The sequence below is a fragment of the Thalassospira sp. MCCC 1A02898 genome, from assembly GCF_001618185.1.
Taxonomy (GTDB): domain Bacteria; phylum Pseudomonadota; class Alphaproteobacteria; order Rhodospirillales; family Thalassospiraceae; genus Thalassospira; species Thalassospira tepidiphila.
Window position 1 is genome coordinate 96,488 of record NZ_LPXK01000012.1, and the last position, 15,364, is coordinate 111,851.

General features: G+C 55.2%; 15 protein-coding genes and 1 tRNA gene. 12 read left to right on the plus strand and 4 right to left on the minus strand.

Annotated features, from left to right (window positions below):
• The first annotated feature begins 44 nt into the window (after positions 1–44).
• The 7 genes from AUQ41_RS14875 to AUQ41_RS14905 are packed head-to-tail and all read left to right on the plus strand — an operon-like array spanning position 45 to position 7,197.
• On the plus strand, positions 45–944 hold the full coding sequence (locus AUQ41_RS14875; RefSeq protein ID WP_008889930.1) for a branched-chain amino acid ABC transporter permease: 900 nt from the start codon (positions 45–47) through the stop codon (positions 942–944).
• Position 945: 1 nt separating this feature from the next.
• The gene (locus tag AUQ41_RS14880; RefSeq protein WP_063089114.1) at positions 946–1,893 is read left to right on the plus strand and encodes a branched-chain amino acid ABC transporter permease; all 948 of its coding nucleotides are present in this window, start codon (positions 946–948) and stop codon (positions 1,891–1,893) included.
• Positions 1,890–2,666, plus strand: a complete 777-nt coding sequence (locus AUQ41_RS14885; protein ID WP_063089115.1) for an ABC transporter ATP-binding protein — start codon at positions 1,890–1,892, stop codon at positions 2,664–2,666. The genes AUQ41_RS14880 and AUQ41_RS14885 overlap by 4 nt, the downstream gene beginning before the upstream one ends.
• Positions 2,663–3,325: an ABC transporter ATP-binding protein gene (locus tag AUQ41_RS14890; protein ID WP_063089116.1), complete on the plus strand. Its 663-nt coding sequence runs from the start codon at positions 2,663–2,665 to the stop codon at positions 3,323–3,325. The genes AUQ41_RS14885 and AUQ41_RS14890 overlap by 4 nt, the downstream gene beginning before the upstream one ends.
• Positions 3,326–3,372: 47 nt before the next feature.
• The gene (locus AUQ41_RS14895; RefSeq protein ID WP_063089117.1) at positions 3,373–4,527 is read left to right on the plus strand and encodes an iron-containing alcohol dehydrogenase; all 1,155 of its coding nucleotides are present in this window, start codon (positions 3,373–3,375) and stop codon (positions 4,525–4,527) included.
• 18 nt (positions 4,528–4,545) lie between these two features.
• On the plus strand, positions 4,546–6,021 hold the full coding sequence (locus AUQ41_RS14900; protein ID WP_168173428.1) for an NAD-dependent succinate-semialdehyde dehydrogenase: 1,476 nt from the start codon (positions 4,546–4,548) through the stop codon (positions 6,019–6,021).
• A gap of 21 nt (positions 6,022–6,042) precedes the next feature.
• The gene (locus AUQ41_RS14905) at positions 6,043–7,197 is read left to right on the plus strand and encodes an iron-containing alcohol dehydrogenase (RefSeq protein ID WP_063089118.1); all 1,155 of its coding nucleotides are present in this window, start codon (positions 6,043–6,045) and stop codon (positions 7,195–7,197) included.
• Between the two features lie 103 nt (positions 7,198–7,300).
• On the opposite strand, the gene AUQ41_RS14910 is transcribed toward AUQ41_RS14905, so the two are convergent.
• Together AUQ41_RS14910 and AUQ41_RS14915 are read right to left on the minus strand one after the other, a co-directional pair.
• Complete coding sequence (locus tag AUQ41_RS14910) at positions 7,301–8,248, minus strand: cyclase family protein (RefSeq protein WP_063089119.1); 948 nt, start codon at positions 8,246–8,248, stop codon at positions 7,301–7,303.
• 214 nt (positions 8,249–8,462) lie between these two features.
• Positions 8,463–8,548, minus strand: a tRNA-Leu gene (locus AUQ41_RS14915).
• A gap of 215 nt (positions 8,549–8,763) precedes the next feature.
• On the opposite strand from AUQ41_RS14915, the gene AUQ41_RS14920 reads away from it, so the two are divergent.
• From AUQ41_RS14920 to AUQ41_RS14935, 4 genes are all read left to right on the plus strand, one after another.
• Positions 8,764–9,351, plus strand: a complete 588-nt coding sequence (locus AUQ41_RS14920) for a YqaA family protein (RefSeq protein WP_008889914.1) — start codon at positions 8,764–8,766, stop codon at positions 9,349–9,351.
• Positions 9,352–9,394: 43 nt separating this feature from the next.
• Positions 9,395–9,901, plus strand: coding sequence for a disulfide bond formation protein B (locus tag AUQ41_RS14925; protein WP_063089120.1), 507 nt, complete (start codon positions 9,395–9,397; stop codon positions 9,899–9,901).
• Between the two features lie 233 nt (positions 9,902–10,134).
• On the plus strand, positions 10,135–11,022 hold the full coding sequence (locus AUQ41_RS14930) for an AraC family transcriptional regulator (RefSeq protein ID WP_063089121.1): 888 nt from the start codon (positions 10,135–10,137) through the stop codon (positions 11,020–11,022).
• Between the two features lie 148 nt (positions 11,023–11,170).
• On the plus strand, positions 11,171–13,354 hold the full coding sequence (locus AUQ41_RS14935; protein ID WP_063089122.1) for a TonB-dependent siderophore receptor: 2,184 nt from the start codon (positions 11,171–11,173) through the stop codon (positions 13,352–13,354).
• Positions 13,355–13,446: 92 nt separating this feature from the next.
• Here the strand turns inward: AUQ41_RS14935 and AUQ41_RS14940 are convergent, their stop codons facing one another.
• Complete coding sequence (locus tag AUQ41_RS14940; protein ID WP_008889910.1) at positions 13,447–14,013, minus strand: HNH endonuclease; 567 nt, start codon at positions 14,011–14,013, stop codon at positions 13,447–13,449.
• Positions 14,014–14,402: 389 nt separating this feature from the next.
• Positions 14,403–14,696, minus strand: coding sequence for a 50S ribosomal protein L28 (gene rpmB / locus AUQ41_RS14945; RefSeq protein ID WP_008889909.1), 294 nt, complete (start codon positions 14,694–14,696; stop codon positions 14,403–14,405).
• A 447-nt stretch (positions 14,697–15,143) separates the two neighbouring features.
• On the opposite strand from rpmB, the gene AUQ41_RS14950 reads away from it, so the two are divergent.
• Positions 15,144–15,332: a hypothetical protein gene (locus AUQ41_RS14950; RefSeq protein WP_008889908.1), complete on the plus strand. Its 189-nt coding sequence runs from the start codon at positions 15,144–15,146 to the stop codon at positions 15,330–15,332.
• Positions 15,333–15,364: the final 32 nt, after the last annotated feature.

Consider the following 15,364-nt stretch of genomic DNA (forward strand, 5'->3'; position numbering starts at 1 on the left):
CCCTTGGGGTGTCCGCCCCTTTCCCTGCACACTGGATATTTGTGATGACAAGTCTTCTTGCCGTCCTGATTGATGGCTCGATCTATGCATCGTGGCTGTTTCTTGTGGCTGCCGGCCTGACCGTGATTTACGGGGTGATGCGCATCCTGAACATGGCGCATGGCAGCTTTTATGCCATCGGCGCCTATTCGGCAGCGTCACTGGTTGGCTGGTATTTCAACAATGGCATGGGCCCGGCATGGGTCAGCTATTTGTTGCTGGTTGGTGCCGCGCTGGTTGCCGGTCTGATTGTCGGTGTGATCGTCGAACGCGGATTGCTGCGCCTCATGTATGGCCGCGACGAAATCCTGATGGTGATCATTACCTATGCCCTTCTTCTGATCCTTGAAGACGGTATGAAAATCGTCTGGGGTGTCAGCCCGTATTTTGCCTATCAGCCTTATTCCGAACTTGGGCGAACATCGCTCGGCTTGCTTAAGGTTTCCAATTACGACGTCGCCCTGGTCGGGGTATCCGCATTGCTTGGGCTTGGCCTGTGGGCGTGGCTTGAACGCACCAATCAGGGCAAGGTCCTGCGTGCAGTGATCCATGACCGCGAAATCGCGGTTGCCATGGGCGTGAACGTGAAACTGATGTTCACCATCACCTTCGTTCTGGGCACCACACTGGGCGCACTTGCCGGTGCGCTGACTGCGCCTGCGATCTCTGTCGTGCCGGGGATCGGCATCGAGGTGATCGTTCTGGCCTTTGCCGTGGTGGTTATCGGTGGCCTTGGCAGCATCGGGGGGGCCGCTGTTGGTGCCCTTTTGGTCGGGCTAAGCCGTGCAGCCGCCGTTCACTATGCCCCCGAATTCGAACTGTTCGTCATTTATGGCGTGATGTCACTGGTTCTGGCGTTCCGTCCCGAAGGCCTGTTTGGCCGTACTTTGGCGAGGAAAATCTGACATGCGTCTTGATAAAACTGAAATCTCGCTCGGACTGGTGGCGCTTGCCTGCGTTCTGTTCGGCTTCGTTTCGCCGGGTTGGCTGATCTTTCTTTTGACCATCGCACTGGCCAAGGCACTTGTCGTCCAGGGCGTCGTCATGCAGATGCGTTCCGGCCTCGTATCCTTTGGTCAGGGCCTGTTCTATTGCATCGGTGGTTACACCGTTGGCATGGGTGGCCAGTTCTTTGGCATTCATGATGCGATTGCCGCCCTGTCACTTGGCATGTTTGTCGCAATCGTTGTTGCCATGCTGTTGGGTCTGTTGCTGACGCGCTATCGAGAAATCTTCTTCGCCATGCTGTCGCTGGCATTTTCGATGATCCTGTTTGGCATCCTTGTCAAAAGTCAGGAACTGGGCAGCACGGACGGCTTTAACGTTCACGACTGGACCCTGTTTGGCTGGGCCCCCGAAGCAGGCGCTGGCAGCCAGCACACCGTCTTTACCATGACTGTGGTCTCTGGTCTGATCGTTGCTGTTCTGATCCATCGGTACACCAAGGCAGGCATTGGCGTCATTTGCGAGGCTGTTCGCGAAAATGAAGTTCGTGTTGAATATCTTGGTCTGTCACCGCGCTGGTTGCTTTATGGCAACTATGTCGCTGCGGCTGCGGTATCGGCCCTTGGCGGCGGTCTGACGGCCCTTGCCACCGGCCACGTTGATCCGGAGATGGCCTATTGGACCACATCGGGCGAATTTGTCTTCATCGCGCTTTTGGGTGGTTTGGGCCACGTGGCGGCACCGTTTATTGCGGCCATCGTGTTCTCGTTCGTGCGGACCTACGCCATCGAATTCGTTCCCCATACCTGGCAGATGATCCTCGGTTTCACGCTGCTTGCGGTCATTATCTTCCTGCCCAAAGGGCTGTGGAGCCTTGTTAGCCGTGAAAAAACAGGAGAACGGGCATGACCTGCATTCTTGAAACACGTTCGCTGAACAAGGAATTCGGCGCGGTCATCGCCGCAAAGGATTTGAACGTTCAGATCAACAAGGGTGAAGTCGTTGGTGTGATCGGCTCCAACGGGGCTGGCAAAACGACCTTCATCAACATGGTGACGGGCTACCTCAAGCCGACGCGCGGCGAGATCCTGTTTAACGGCAAGTCTATCATGGGCCATTCCCCGCGCGCGATCACGAGGGCCGGCATGGCGCGTTCCTTCCAGGTTGCGCAGCTGTTCCCGGAAATGACCGTGCTCGACAACCTGATTGTCGCGCTGGCTGCGGCCGAAAGCGCCCGTCCGAGTTTCCTAAGCCCCCTTCGCAGCGATGCCCGCATCGCCAGAGCTGAGGAAATCCTTAAGGAATTCGGTGTCGAAAACTATCGCGATTCACTGGTAACCGCCGTTCCGCAGGGTGCGCGTAAACTGGTTGATATCGCCATGGCGTTGATCGGCAATCCTCAGATGCTGCTGCTTGATGAACCGACCAGTGGCGTCAGCGTGGATGAAAAAACCGACCTTATGGATACGGTCATGAATGCCGTGCGTCAGCATGGCGTGACGGTGCTGTTTGTCGAACATGACATGGATGTCGTCGAACGCTATGTCTCGCGCGTTCTGGCATTCTATAGCGGCGAAATCATTGCTGATGGCGAACCTGCGGCTGTTCTCGCCGATCAGCAGGTCCGCGATCTTGTGACCGGCCATCGTCCCACAACCAAACAAGGGAATGGCGCATCATGACCCTGGAAATCAGTAATCTCGATGTATCGATCGGTAATATTCCGATCCTGCGCGATGTCTCGCTTTCGGTGCCGTCCGGCAAGATGTTTGGCCTGATCGGCCATAACGGGGCGGGCAAGACCACGCTGATGCGTGCAATCATGGGCCTTCTGGACGCAGATCAGGGCACCATCACCTTTGATGGGCAGGACCTGCGCAAGATGGCTGACTTTGCCCGAGCCAAAGCCGGCATCAGCTATATGCCCGAAGATCGCCGTCTGATCCCGTCCCTGACGGTCGAGGAAAACATTCTTCTTCCGGCCTGGACCAACGGTATTGCGGACGCCGCGGAACGGTTGAAATGGGTCTATGACCTGCTGCCGGAAATCGCCCAGTTCCGGGATCGCCGTGCGCTGCAGCTTTCCGGCGGTCAGCAGAAACTGGTCTCGCTCGGGCGTGCATTGATGCCCGGTCGCAATCTTTTGTTGCTCGATGAACCGTTCGAAGGGGTCGCACCCGTCCTGTCACGCCGCCTGTCGGAAGTCATTTCCGATCTTGGCAGCAGCGGGCTGTGCGTTCTGATCTCTGAGTCTGATGACAGCCACTCCGCCGATCTGGTGGCGGGCAGTTATCGCATCGAACGTGGCACCGTTTCCAAGGCTGAACTGGAAACCGCCTGATCCCGACGACAGCCCCGATAACAGACATGTCAAAAGACGAGGTCCCCATGTCAGACTTTGTGTTTGAAACCACCCCTCGCGTCATCTGCGAGTTCGACGGTGCCTTGCAACTCGGCACCCTTTGCAAGGAGTTCGGCGCGAAACGCGCCGTTCTCCTGTCCGATCCGGGCTTGCAGAAGGTTGGGCTGATCGACGCCCCTTATGCAGCCCTTAAAGAAGCCGGGATTGAAACCCTGCTCTGGACCGATGTTCAGGCAGACCCGCCCGAGGAAAGCATCCTTGCCGCGGTCAAGGGTGCCTGTGACTTCAAGGCCGATATCGTCATCGGCCTTGGCGGCGGTTCATCGCTTGATACCGCAAAACTGGTCGCCCTTCTGTGTGGTAAGGATCAGAAACTTGACGAGATCTATGGCATCGGTCTGGCGACGGGCCCGCGCCTGCCGCTAATTCAGGTGCCGACCACGGCTGGCACCGGTTCGGAAGTCACGCCGATTTCGATCGTCACCACCCCAACGCACGAGAAAAAGGGTGTGGTGTCCAGCCTGCTTTATCCCGATATCGCACTGCTTGATGCCAAGCTGACCATGGGCCTTCCGGCCCCGATCACGGGCATGACCGGCATTGATGCCATGGTGCACGCCATTGAGGCCTACACCACCAAGCACAAGAAAAATGCCCTGTCGGACGGACTTGCCATCCGCGCGATGCAGTTGATGACCGCCCATATCGATGATGCGGTTTCTGCCACCCCGTCACGCGAAGCGCGTGAAGCCATGCTTCAGGGGTCCATGCTGGCCGGAATGGCCTTTGCCAATGCCCCGGTCGCGGCTGTTCATGCCCTTGCCTATCCTTTGGGCGGGCATTTCCATGTCCCGCATGGACACAGTAATGCGCTGGTCCTGATCGAGGTTTTGAAATTCAACCGGGATGCGGCCGTATCACAATATGCCGAACTTGCCCGCGCCATTCTGCCGGATGAAAAGTTCGCAAATGACGATGCTGCCTGTGATCGCTTCATTGCTTTCATGACCGACATGGTCGAACGCATGCCATTCAGCCGCACCTTGCGTGAAGTCGGCGTGGCGGAAAGCGATCTAGATATGCTGGCGACCGATGCGATGAAGGTGGAACGCCTTTTGATCAACAACCCGCGTGAAATGACGTTCGACGCCGCACGCGCGATCTACGCCGCCGTGCTGTAACGAAAAGGAATAGCCACCATGACCATCCAGCTAAATGATACTGGCCTTTGGCAAACCCAGGGGCATATCGACGGCAAATGGGTTGCATCCGACAGCGGCAAGACCTTTGCTGTTGTTGACCCGGCCACCGGCGAACATCTTGCCGATGTGCCCGATATGGGCGCGGCCGAAACCAATCGTGCGATTGATGCCGCCAATGCCGCCCTTCCAACTTGGCGGGCCAAAACCGCCAAGGAACGTGCAAATGTGTTGCGTAAATGGTTTGACCTCTGCATGGCGGCACAGGCCGACCTTGCATTGCTGATGACCCGCGAACAGGGCAAACCCCTTGCCGAGGCATCCGGCGAAGTGGCCTATGGCGCGTCCTTCCTTGAATGGTTTGCCGAAGAAGGCAAACGCATTTATGGCGATGTTATCCCGTCGCATGGCGCGGATAAACGCATCATCACCGTCAAACAGCCGATTGGTGTTGTTGCCGCGATCACGCCATGGAACTTCCCGATGGCAATGATCACGCGCAAATGTGCCCCGGCCCTTGCCGCGGGTTGCACGGTCGTCATCAAACCGGCAGAAGATACCCCGCTGACTGCGCTTGCACTGGTCGAACTGGCCAAACGCGCCGGGTTCCCAGATGGCGTAATCAATATCGTCACCGCATCACACGGGGCGGAAATCGGTGGTGAACTGACTGCCAGCCCGATCGTGCGCAAGCTGTCCTTCACCGGCTCCACCCAGGTCGGCAAACTTTTGATGCGTCAATGTTCTGATACCGTCAAAAAAGTCAGCCTGGAGCTTGGCGGTAACGCGCCGTTTATTGTCTTTGACGATGCCGATCTGGATGCGGCGGTTGCAGGCGCGATTGCCTCGAAATACCGCAATGCCGGGCAGACCTGTGTCTGTGCCAACCGCATTCTGGTTCAGGAAGGTGTCTATGACGCCTTTGCCGCCAAACTGGCCGAGGCCGTTGGCAAATTGCGTGTCGGTTTGGGCACCGAGGAAGGCATCACCCAGGGCCCGCTGATCAATGCCAAGGCGATTGAGAAGGTCGAAGCACTGGTCGAAGACGCCGTTTCTCGTGGGGCAAAGGCTGTTCTGGGTGGTGATCGCGCTCAGCCCGACAGCAACTTCTTTACCCCGACCATCCTGACCGGGGTTACGTCGGATATGCGGATTTTCTCCGAGGAAATCTTTGGTCCGGTTGCACCACTGTTCAAGTTCAGCAGCGAAGACGACGCCATTCGCATGGCCAATGACACGCCATTTGGTCTGGCGGCCTATTTCTATGCCCGCGATATCGGCCGCATCTGGCGGGTTGGCGAGGCGCTTGAATACGGCATCGTTGGCATCAACGAAGGCATCATTTCGACCGAGTCCGCACCGTTTGGCGGGGTCAAGGAATCCGGCATCGGCCGCGAAGGGTCGAAATACGGCGTCGATGATTTCGTCGAGATTAAATATATGTGCCTCGGCGGTCTCGCCGGGAATGCCAACTGATCCCGGATAAGGAGACACATCATGAGTTTCATGTTCCGAAGCGTGCCGCGCATCGTCTGCGAAGCCGGTGGCATTGCCAAGACCGGTATCTTGATGAAAGAACTCGGCGCCAGCCGTGTCACCATTGTCTGCGATCCGGGCATCGTCAAACTGGGCTTTGCGCAAACGGCGCAAGATGCACTTGAGGCCGCCGGTATCGCGGTTCAGATCTTTTCTGACGTCGAAGCCGACCCGCCCCAGAAAATCGTCGAAGCCGCCATTGCCGGTGCACGTGACTGGAAGGCGGATGGCGTAATCGGTCTTGGCGGCGGCAGCTCGCTTGATAGCGCCAAGCTGGTTGCATTGCTTGCCAACAGCGATCAGACCATCGAAGAGATATATGGGGTGAACAAGGCAACCGGTGATCGCCTGCCGTTGATCCAGATCCCGACCACTGCCGGGACCGGATCGGAAGTTACATGGGTGTCGGTGATTACCGATAACGACCACCTCAAACAGGTTGTCTACACCCCGCAACTGATGCCCGATATCGCCCTTCTTGATGCGGAACTGACCTATGACCTGCCGCAGAAGGTCACAGCGGCCACGGGCCTTGATGCCATGGTCCATGCGATCGAAGGCTATACCAGCCGCACACGCAAAAACCCGATTGCCGATGGCATGGCGGTCACTGCCCTTTCGCTGCTTGGCAAGAACCTGATGAAGGTGATTGAAAATCCGGGTGACAAGGAAGCACGCTCTGCCATGTTGCAGGGATCGCTGATTGCCGGGATGGCATTTGCCAATGCATCGGTTGCCGCCATTCATGGATTGGCCTATCCGCTGGGCGCACGTTTCCACATCCCGCATGGTCATGCCAATGCGCTGGTCATGGCGCAGGTGATCCGTTTTAACCTGCCAGCCGCGAAAAAGCTGTATGCCGAACTCGCACCGTGCCTGATCGAAGGGGTCGATTTCGACAGCGAAGACGCCGCCGCCGAGGCGTTCGTCAAACGGATCGAGGAAATGGTCCCGGCCAGCGGTCTTGAAATCCGCCTGCGCGATCTTGGCGTCACCGAAGAGTCCCTGCCGGAAATGGCCGAGGAAGTCTTTACCAAGATCCATCGCCTGATCGACAGCAATCCGCGCGACATGACCGCCAAGGAAATCGAGGCGATTTACCGCAGCGTCTATTAATTTGCCCGTCTGCAAACTTCGGTTTGTATCGTGGCATAAGAACCGGCGGCCTGTTTGGTCGCTTGGCCGCCGGTTCTAAAGTTTTCAAAATGATCAGACCGGCTTAGCGAATGGCAACCGGGTTGATGATCATCTGTACAGCGCCCTTAAGCTTGGCCTGCCCGAGAACGAACAGGAACTCGTGCGCCCGGTCTGCGGCCAGGTCCCTAGTGACGATATTTTCAAGAATATAGACACCGTTTTCTGCCAGAAGCTTCACATGGACCGGGAAAAAAGCACTGGGATCTTCATGGGGAACAGCTTCAAGCCCCCACGTATCGGCACCAACGGCCACAACACCCTGACTTGCCAACCATTCCGCTGCTTCCAGACCGAGGCCCGGTTCGGTCGTTCCGTAAAGCTCATTGTCTTTCCCAACCAGGTCGAGCCATCCGGTATGGATCAGAGCCACATCTCCCTTGCGAATTTCGGTACCCGCAGCTTTTTGAGCCGCCATGATGTCCTCAAGGGTGATGACATAGCCACCTTCAAGACGGTCAGTCCCCTTGATCGCAGCAACGTCGAGCAAGACTCCACGTGTTGCCATCGGCGGCACATGTTCGATTCCTAACTTGGTCAGGCCGGTGGCTGCGACCATGTCTTCGGCGTGGTTATTGTTATAATAGGTATGATGATCACCCAGATGGCCCAGACCATCAATCTGTGTCCCGACACCGAGCCAGCCGGTGAACATGTCATCGTTATAGGTTCCTGCATTGCTGCCGATTGTTTTGTTACCGCTTTGTCCTGGCGAGAAAACCGTCACAGCGACACCACGTGGTGCAAAGGCCGGCGTATCACGTGAAATTTCCATCCCCAGTGAATAGACCTTGCCTTCGGAAATCAGCTTACTGGCTGCAAGTGTTACTTCCGAAGTCAGATAGTTCGCTGCCCCGATTTGATCATCAGGTCCAAACGGTGATGTAAACCGGTCATCGGCCGAAGCGGTACCAATTGCGCCGATAAGACCAAGCATCATGGATGCAGAGACAAGCATTTTTGCTTTTTGCATTTTTTCCTCCCTAAGTTGATAAGGACTCAGGGAACAGCAATTCTAATGCCAACAAAAAAATGGCTTAAAACGGCGATCGTCAAAAGGAATTTGAGCGGCAACCGATCAATCGAACACCTGACATGATCGATTATCGCTCCAGCAAAACATGCAGGCGATCAGCCTGCCTCACCAAGCTCGCAATTTTTGTCATTCTATCTTTTGGGAAAAGTGATGGTGCCCCCGGGGAGAATCGAACTCCCACTCACTAAGTGAAACAGATTTTGAGTCTGCCGCGTCTACCAATTCCGCCACAGGGGCAGGCAATTCGGGTGCGTGTGCGCACCCTCCATCAACGGGCGGGATAATAGCCGTAAATTTCGCCGGGTCAATGGGGCTTTGTGCAAAAATACGTCTGCGTAGATGCGGATAAACTGCGCCATTGCGATTGCCGGCAAAATGCGGTTTGATCTGGCCTGTTTTCAAGGCCAAGCGCCGCTCCCAAATCGCAGACAACATGACAAGGCGCTATTGCCGTGATCCGCAGCCTCTATGACTGGACCATGAACCTTGCCGGCCACCGCCATGCCGGCTGGGCCCTGTTTTTCATTGCAGCAATTGAAAGCTCTGTCTTTCCGATCCCGCCTGACATTCTGCTGATCCCGATGATCATAGCCGCCCCGACGCGCGCCTGGCGCTATGCACTGATTTGCCTCGTCGGGTCGGTGCTTGGCGGGCTTGTCGGATACGGTATCGGCTTCTTCCTGTTTGAAACGGTCGGACAGCCTGTGTTGGAGCTATATGGCTATGCCGACAAGTTTGATCAGTTCCGCGACTATTATAATGAATGGGGTGCCTGGGCGGTGTTCATTGCCGGTGTAACACCATTCCCCTACAAGGTGATCACCATCCTGTCGGGTGTGACAGCACTTGACCCGGTTGTATTTACACTCGCATCGATCCTGGCGCGTGGATTGCGGTTCTTTGTCATTGCCGCCCTGATCTGGAAATTCGGCCCTGTCATCCGCGACTTCATCGAACGTCGACTGGGCCTCGTTTTCACCATATTTATTGTGGTTCTTGTCGGTGGGTTTGCCGCGATCAAGCTGATCCCGCATGGTTGACCCGACACCAAATTCTGATGCACGCCAATAAACGGACCCACTGATGTTCAATTTGCTGCGCCCACGCTTCATCCCGGCCTTTCCGCCCCTTGCCCTGCTGTTGGTTTCAGCGGGCAGCATCGGATTTGCGTTTTATGCGCAATATGTCCAGAAGTTGCTTCCCTGTGTGCTGTGTCTTTATCAGCGTGTGCCGTTCTATGTGGTTGCCGGTCTTTCGATCGTCGCGCTGTTGCTGATCCGCTTTCCTGCCGCCGCACGGGCGGTGGTTTATCTGTGTGCTGCGACCTTTGCCGTCGGGACAGCAATCGCGTTTTACCACGTTGGTGTTCAGGAATTGTGGTGGGAAGGGCCCGCCATGTGTGGCGGTGTTCAAAGCGGTGCCGCATCCTTGGCAGACCTCAAGGCGCAGCTTATGGCGCAACCGATCATTCGCTGTGACAAGATCGACTGGACCCTGTTTGGCATCACCATGCCGACCGTCAACGTGTTCTTTTCAGCAGCGCTCACTGTTTTCTGCCTGATCGCACCGTCGCGCTGGATGAAAAAGTAGCCGCGAACACCTTCGACGCTGCTGAAACCAATCCTCACAAAACCCGTCTGACACGTCAGGCGGGTTTTTGCATCTCCGAGGATCACCTTTTGCGCGAACAATTGCTCAGGAATCTGACAATTCTTCGCATGATAATGAGAATTGTTATTGTTTGCAGAAAATTCCCGGTTATATTGAGACCCATTCGCACCATAAGTTTCGACCACACAAAGGACCCCATTGTCGTGAGCGCCATGGCATTCCATCCGCATATGACCAGCCACATCGAAGGTATTTCTCTTCTTGATGACCTGCGGTTCCGTCGCTGGAACACCGCCATTTCCGATTTATGGCATGTGGAATGTGAAGCAGAGGCCGGGGGAACCTATGTTTCGCAAGCCCCGCGTCTGGTGGCGATCCTTGATTGCGTGGGCGATGGGCGTATCAACGTCCGCTCCTCAGATGACGCGGCAGATCAGCAACGTCGCGGCAAAGGATGCCTGTCCTATATCCCGGCCGGGATGGAGGTCTCATCCGAGGTTTTCGGCGCGTGCCGTCTGCGACATCTTGATATCCATCTTGATGTCGATGCCCTTGAAAACAGCATGGGCTTGCCACTTGACGGCGCGACCCTGGAAACACCGCGTATCGGTTTTTGCGATCCACGCATCAATACCTTGGTCCGGTTGCTGGCCGACGACCTGCAAAGCGAACATCAAAGCCCGCAAATCTATGGCGAAGGTTTGATCAGCGCGCTGACCGCGGCCCTGCTGCAACCGCGCGCGGCAAGTGAACCGCAACGCAAACGCGGCAAACTGGCACCCTACCATTTGCGCAAATCGGTCGACTACATTGAACAGAATTGCGGACGTACCATCCGCCTTGATGAACTGGCACAGCTCACCGGGCTCTCACAGTCCTATTTCTGCTCGGCCTTTCGCGAAAGTACCGGCATGCCGCCGCAACAGTGGCAGATGAAAGCCCGTGTGGAGCGCGCCAAAACCCTGCTTAAAGATGCCAACACGCCACTTGCCTCGGTCGCCCTTCGGGTCGGCTTTGCCGATCAGGCGCATCTGACCCGCGTGTTCCGCAAAATCGTTGGCACCACGCCGGGTGCATGGCGCAAGGAACAGATCGCGTAACTTAAGCCAAATTCCGTTCAATACGCCGAAATCCGGTTCAATATTCTATCCCCCACCGCGTGATATCGAAAAGGCCATCATCATAGATGGCCCGCCGGTTCCCGCCCGACAGGTCGTCGTCAAAGACAACCAATACAGGGAATCCCAAATGCGTTTTACAGGACAGAAACTGTCTTCGACCCTTTTGCTGGGTACGGCACTTGCGTTGGTTTTTGCCGCACCCGATTTTGCGCTGGCGCAGTCTGCAGATGACGCGACAGAACGTGACGGCGAAAGCACTACCCTTAAACCTCTGATCATTGAGTCCGAAGCAGAGCCTGCACATGCTCCTGTAAGCGGATATGTTGCTACACACAGTGCAACCGGCTCAAAAACCGGCACCGCCATTGAGGAAATCCCGCAATCCGTATCCGTTATCGGCCGCAAAGAGATGGACAGCCGCGGTGTCGACAAAGTCGATGAAGCATTGCGATATACCGCTGGCGTATTCACCCAGCCTTATGGCTCCGACACGGATACCAACTGGTTCTTCATTCGTGGCTTTGAAGCAACCCAGAGCGGAGCTTATCTTGATGGCTTGCAAAACTACGCCTATGGCTTTGGCGCATTCTTGGTCAATGATTACAATCTTGAACGGGTAGAAGTTCTTCGCGGTGCCGCCTCTGTCCTGTATGGCAGCACCAATCCCGGCGGCATGGTAAACTATGTCAGCAAACGCCCGACCGATGTGCCACTGCGCCGTCTTGAGTTTTCCGTCACCGAGACGGGGAAATATGGCACAGGCATCGATTTTAGCGACAAGCTTAGTAACGTTGCAGCATACCGCCTGACCGGTAACTTTACCAATGGCGACGAACAGGCCGACGACAATGAAGGTTTCCTGGGGACGGTTGCACCAAGCTTCGCCTGGACGCCGAACGAAGACACCAGCCTGACGCTGCTTAGCAGCTTTACCTTCGTGGACGGCAAGCATAATGGTGGCCTTGGTTTCCTGCCCTATTTCGGCACTGCCAAAGATGCGCCTTATGGCAAGATTGATCCGGAAACGAACTTCTCTGAACCCGACCTTGATAAAAACCTGCGCCGTCAGGTTATGGTCGGTTACGAACTTGAACACGATCTCAATGACGACCTAACCTTCCGCCAGAATGCGCGGATCGGACATGCAGACATTCATGAGATTTACTACTACCCAAGTGGCTATGCCACCGGTGGAACATCACCAACAACCACCAATTACGACCTTGATCGCTGGGGGTTCGAACACCGCACCCAGATCACATCCATCGGTCTTGATAACCAGCTCGAACAACGCTTTGAGACCGGTGCACTTGATCACACATTGCTTGGTGGCATTGACCTAAAGCGGTTTGATATGTCGCGCAAAGAATATTCCGGCGCAGGTACCGATATTGATCCGCTGAATCCCGTACATGGCACCGCACAGGTCACACGATCTGCCTATCTCGATCAGGACATTGTCATGAACCAGATCGGTGTATATGCACAGGATCAAATCCGATTTGGTGACGGCTGGATCACGACGCTGAATGGTCGTTATGATTATGTCAAAACCGATGGCGACGATCCGATTTCCCGGTACAACAACTATAGCGAAACCACAGGTGAGTGGAGCGGTCGCGCTGGCTTGGCATATACCTTCGACAATGGTCTGACCCCGTATGTAAGCGCTGCAACGTTCTTTAACCCGGTTCTCGGTTCAAGCTCCCAAGGGGTGTATGAACCGGAAACCGGCAGCCAGTATGAAGCAGGCCTGAAATACGTCCCCAATAGCTTCGATGGCCTTTTCACGGTTGCTGTATTTGACCTGACCCGTCAGAACGTGATTACCGGCACCTTCCAGAACGAGCGTCAGCTTGGTGAAGTTAACTCACAGGGTATCGAGTTTGAGGCCAAGGCGAACATCACTGAGAACCTTCTGCTCAGCGCTAGCGCAACTGCCTACGACCTTGAAGTTACCAAGGACGAAGACGCAAGTGTGATTGGTAAGCAACCGGTCACCGTCCCGACTGAAATGGCGACCCTTGGGCTCGATTACACCATCCGTCAGGGCACGCTCAGCGGCCTTCGCCTAGGTGGTGGTGTACGCTATCAAGGCGCATCCTATGCGGACGAGGCCAACCAATACGAAGTACCGGCAGCAACATTGTTTGACGCTGGCCTTGGCTACGGCGTTGAGAACCAGTGGAACCTCAGCCTCAATGTCAGCAACCTATTTGACAAGGAATATGTCGCAGGTTGTAGTTCGGCCACGGCCTGCGGCTATGGCGAAGGACGTACGGCACTTCTAAAGCTTACCCTCGATCTGTAAGTTTTCTTGAACCAGCGAATACAATGAAGCCGACGGTCCTGCCGTCGGCTTTTTTGTTGCCAAGCTGAACTTTGTAAAAGTTTTGGTGTCGACTAGAAGTCGTATTCCAGTTCGGTATCCCAGTATAAAAAATCCCGCCAACTTTCGTGAAGATAGTTTGGCGGGAAACGGCGTCCTGTTGTCTGAAGTTCGTGCATCGAGGGCTGTCCCGGCGTCCTGCGCAGTCGCAGGCCGGCCTCACGCACCGATCGACTGCCTTTAAACAGGTTGCAGTCAGAACAGGCCGTGACGATGTTTTCCCAATTGGTGCGGCCACCGCGGGCACGCGGGATGACATGATCAAAGGTCAGTTCATTTGTCGGCAGGCGGTCACCGCAATATTGACAGGAAAATTCATCGCGCAAAAAGACGTTAAACCGGGTAAAGGCCGGGCTGCTTTTAAGCGGGACATATTCCTTGAGCGAGATGACGCTAGGCAGGCGCATTTTAAAGGAAGGAGAGCGTACTTCGCGGTCGTATTCGGAAAGAACATCGACGCGTTCAAGAAAGACTGCCTTGAGCGTATCCTGCCATGACCAAAGAGATAGCGGGAAGTAGCTCAACGGCCGAAAATCGGCGTTAAGAACAAGTGCCGGACACGCATTGGGCGATAAATGCATACCATCCGCTCCACCGTGTTTACCGAGTCGCTTGCCTTATTTAGCAGGTCCGGGAATCGCTGTTGATGAACATATCATGACGTTTCACCAATCCGGGCGACACGGCGACGTAAACCACTGATAGAGCAAAGTATAGAGCAAATTTCCAAAAGCGCAAAGCTCGTGTTCTGCCGAGTCGCGTTTATTGAGACAGCACCCTTGCGCAGCCTAAGGAACCCTTGGATAACTGCAGTGCGACACGGCGCAAAAAAAGCCGCCCGACAATGTCTGGCAGCCTGTCTGGAGCACCGAACCGATGCATCGGTTACCAAAGCCCAGAGCCGAAAAAAACGAAAGGCCCGCTAAAAAGCGAGCCTTCGTAAATTCTGTCTGTAAAGCAGAAGCCTAAATTAGGCAGCTTTTGCTTCAACAGCTTTGGCGACCTGGCGTTTGATTTTCACCAAATCTGCCGGCAGCTTTGCATTTGCAGTGCTGAGCAGATACGCATCCAGACCACCACGTTTTTCGATGGTGCGGACAGCATTGGTGGTCAGACGCAGACGCACCGAACGACCGAGCGACTCACTAAGCAGCGAGGTCGGCTGCAGGTTCGGGAGGAAACGACGTTTGGTACGATTGTGGGCGTGGCTCACATTCATGCCGACCAAAACGCCTTTGCCGGATACCGGGCAGCGACGTGCCATGACCTGATCTCCTGGTCTATAAATTCGCAAAAGGACGCTTGGCCTGAACATGCAGGCCCGCGCTTGGAAGCGGGTTATTACCGCCTCTAACCCATGCCGTCAAGCCTTCATCAACCGAAAACCGCGACAAAAACGCTTATCAGAGCTGTTTTGACTATAATCCTTGGTTTGTGCCGGTATTTGCCCAACTCAACCGCACAGAATCTGATGTTTTCCAAACCGGGGCGACAATAACAAAGACCCCATTTACAGGCAATTGCGCCATTCTGAGACAGTGCGAACAATCGATTCTCTGTCTTTATATAACAAGAGTACCTGCTTCACGCCTGCAAAGGCCTTTGGATTCAAACTGTCGCGTTTATTGATACGGATCAAAACGCCTACGCGCACAGCATGGTAGGTTCGACACCATGAGTTAAGAAATCCGTTTCGGGAGCATGACGGGACATGAAATCAGATAGCAAAGTTTCTCTGCCGCTTTTGGGCATTCTGCTGGTCGCTGTAATTGGCTTGGCACTTTACCTTGCCGGTTATGTTCTTGCCGCGTTCGGCGTTCCGATCGCATCCTTCTGGATTTATGTCGCGCTGGCGCTTGTGCCGGTCAGCTTCCTTGTTCTGATTGATTTTAGCCGCTGATTCTGTCCCCCAGCAGAACAGGACTATGAACG

Bases quoted from the DNA above. Each gene is read 5' to 3' on its own strand.
- AUQ41_RS14925 (WP_063089120.1), top strand. From the start codon at position 9,395: ATGTTCAATTTGCTGCGCCCACGCTTCATCCCGGCCTTTCCGCCCCTT.
- AUQ41_RS14910 (WP_063089119.1), bottom strand. From the start codon at position 8,248: ATGCAAAAAGCAAAAATGCTTGTCTCTGCATCCATGATGCTTGGTCTT.
- AUQ41_RS14885 (WP_063089115.1), top strand. From the start codon at position 1,890: ATGACCTGCATTCTTGAAACACGTTCGCTGAACAAGGAATTCGGCGCG.
- rpmB (WP_008889909.1), bottom strand. From the start codon at position 14,696: ATGGCACGTCGCTGCCCGGTATCCGGCAAAGGCGTTTTGGTCGGCATG.
- AUQ41_RS14895 (WP_063089117.1), top strand. From the start codon at position 3,373: ATGTCAGACTTTGTGTTTGAAACCACCCCTCGCGTCATCTGCGAGTTC.
- AUQ41_RS14890 (WP_063089116.1), top strand. From the start codon at position 2,663: ATGACCCTGGAAATCAGTAATCTCGATGTATCGATCGGTAATATTCCG.
- AUQ41_RS14880 (WP_063089114.1), top strand. From the start codon at position 946: ATGCGTCTTGATAAAACTGAAATCTCGCTCGGACTGGTGGCGCTTGCC.
- AUQ41_RS14875 (WP_008889930.1), top strand. From the start codon at position 45: ATGACAAGTCTTCTTGCCGTCCTGATTGATGGCTCGATCTATGCATCG.
- AUQ41_RS14940 (WP_008889910.1), bottom strand. From the start codon at position 14,013: ATGCATTTATCGCCCAATGCGTGTCCGGCACTTGTTCTTAACGCCGAT.
- AUQ41_RS14905 (WP_063089118.1), top strand. From the start codon at position 6,043: ATGAGTTTCATGTTCCGAAGCGTGCCGCGCATCGTCTGCGAAGCCGGT.
- AUQ41_RS14935 (WP_063089122.1), top strand. From the start codon at position 11,171: ATGCGTTTTACAGGACAGAAACTGTCTTCGACCCTTTTGCTGGGTACG.
- AUQ41_RS14950 (WP_008889908.1), top strand. From the start codon at position 15,144: ATGAAATCAGATAGCAAAGTTTCTCTGCCGCTTTTGGGCATTCTGCTG.
- AUQ41_RS14930 (WP_063089121.1), top strand. From the start codon at position 10,135: ATGGCATTCCATCCGCATATGACCAGCCACATCGAAGGTATTTCTCTT.
- AUQ41_RS14900 (WP_168173428.1), top strand. From the start codon at position 4,546: ATGACCATCCAGCTAAATGATACTGGCCTTTGGCAAACCCAGGGGCAT.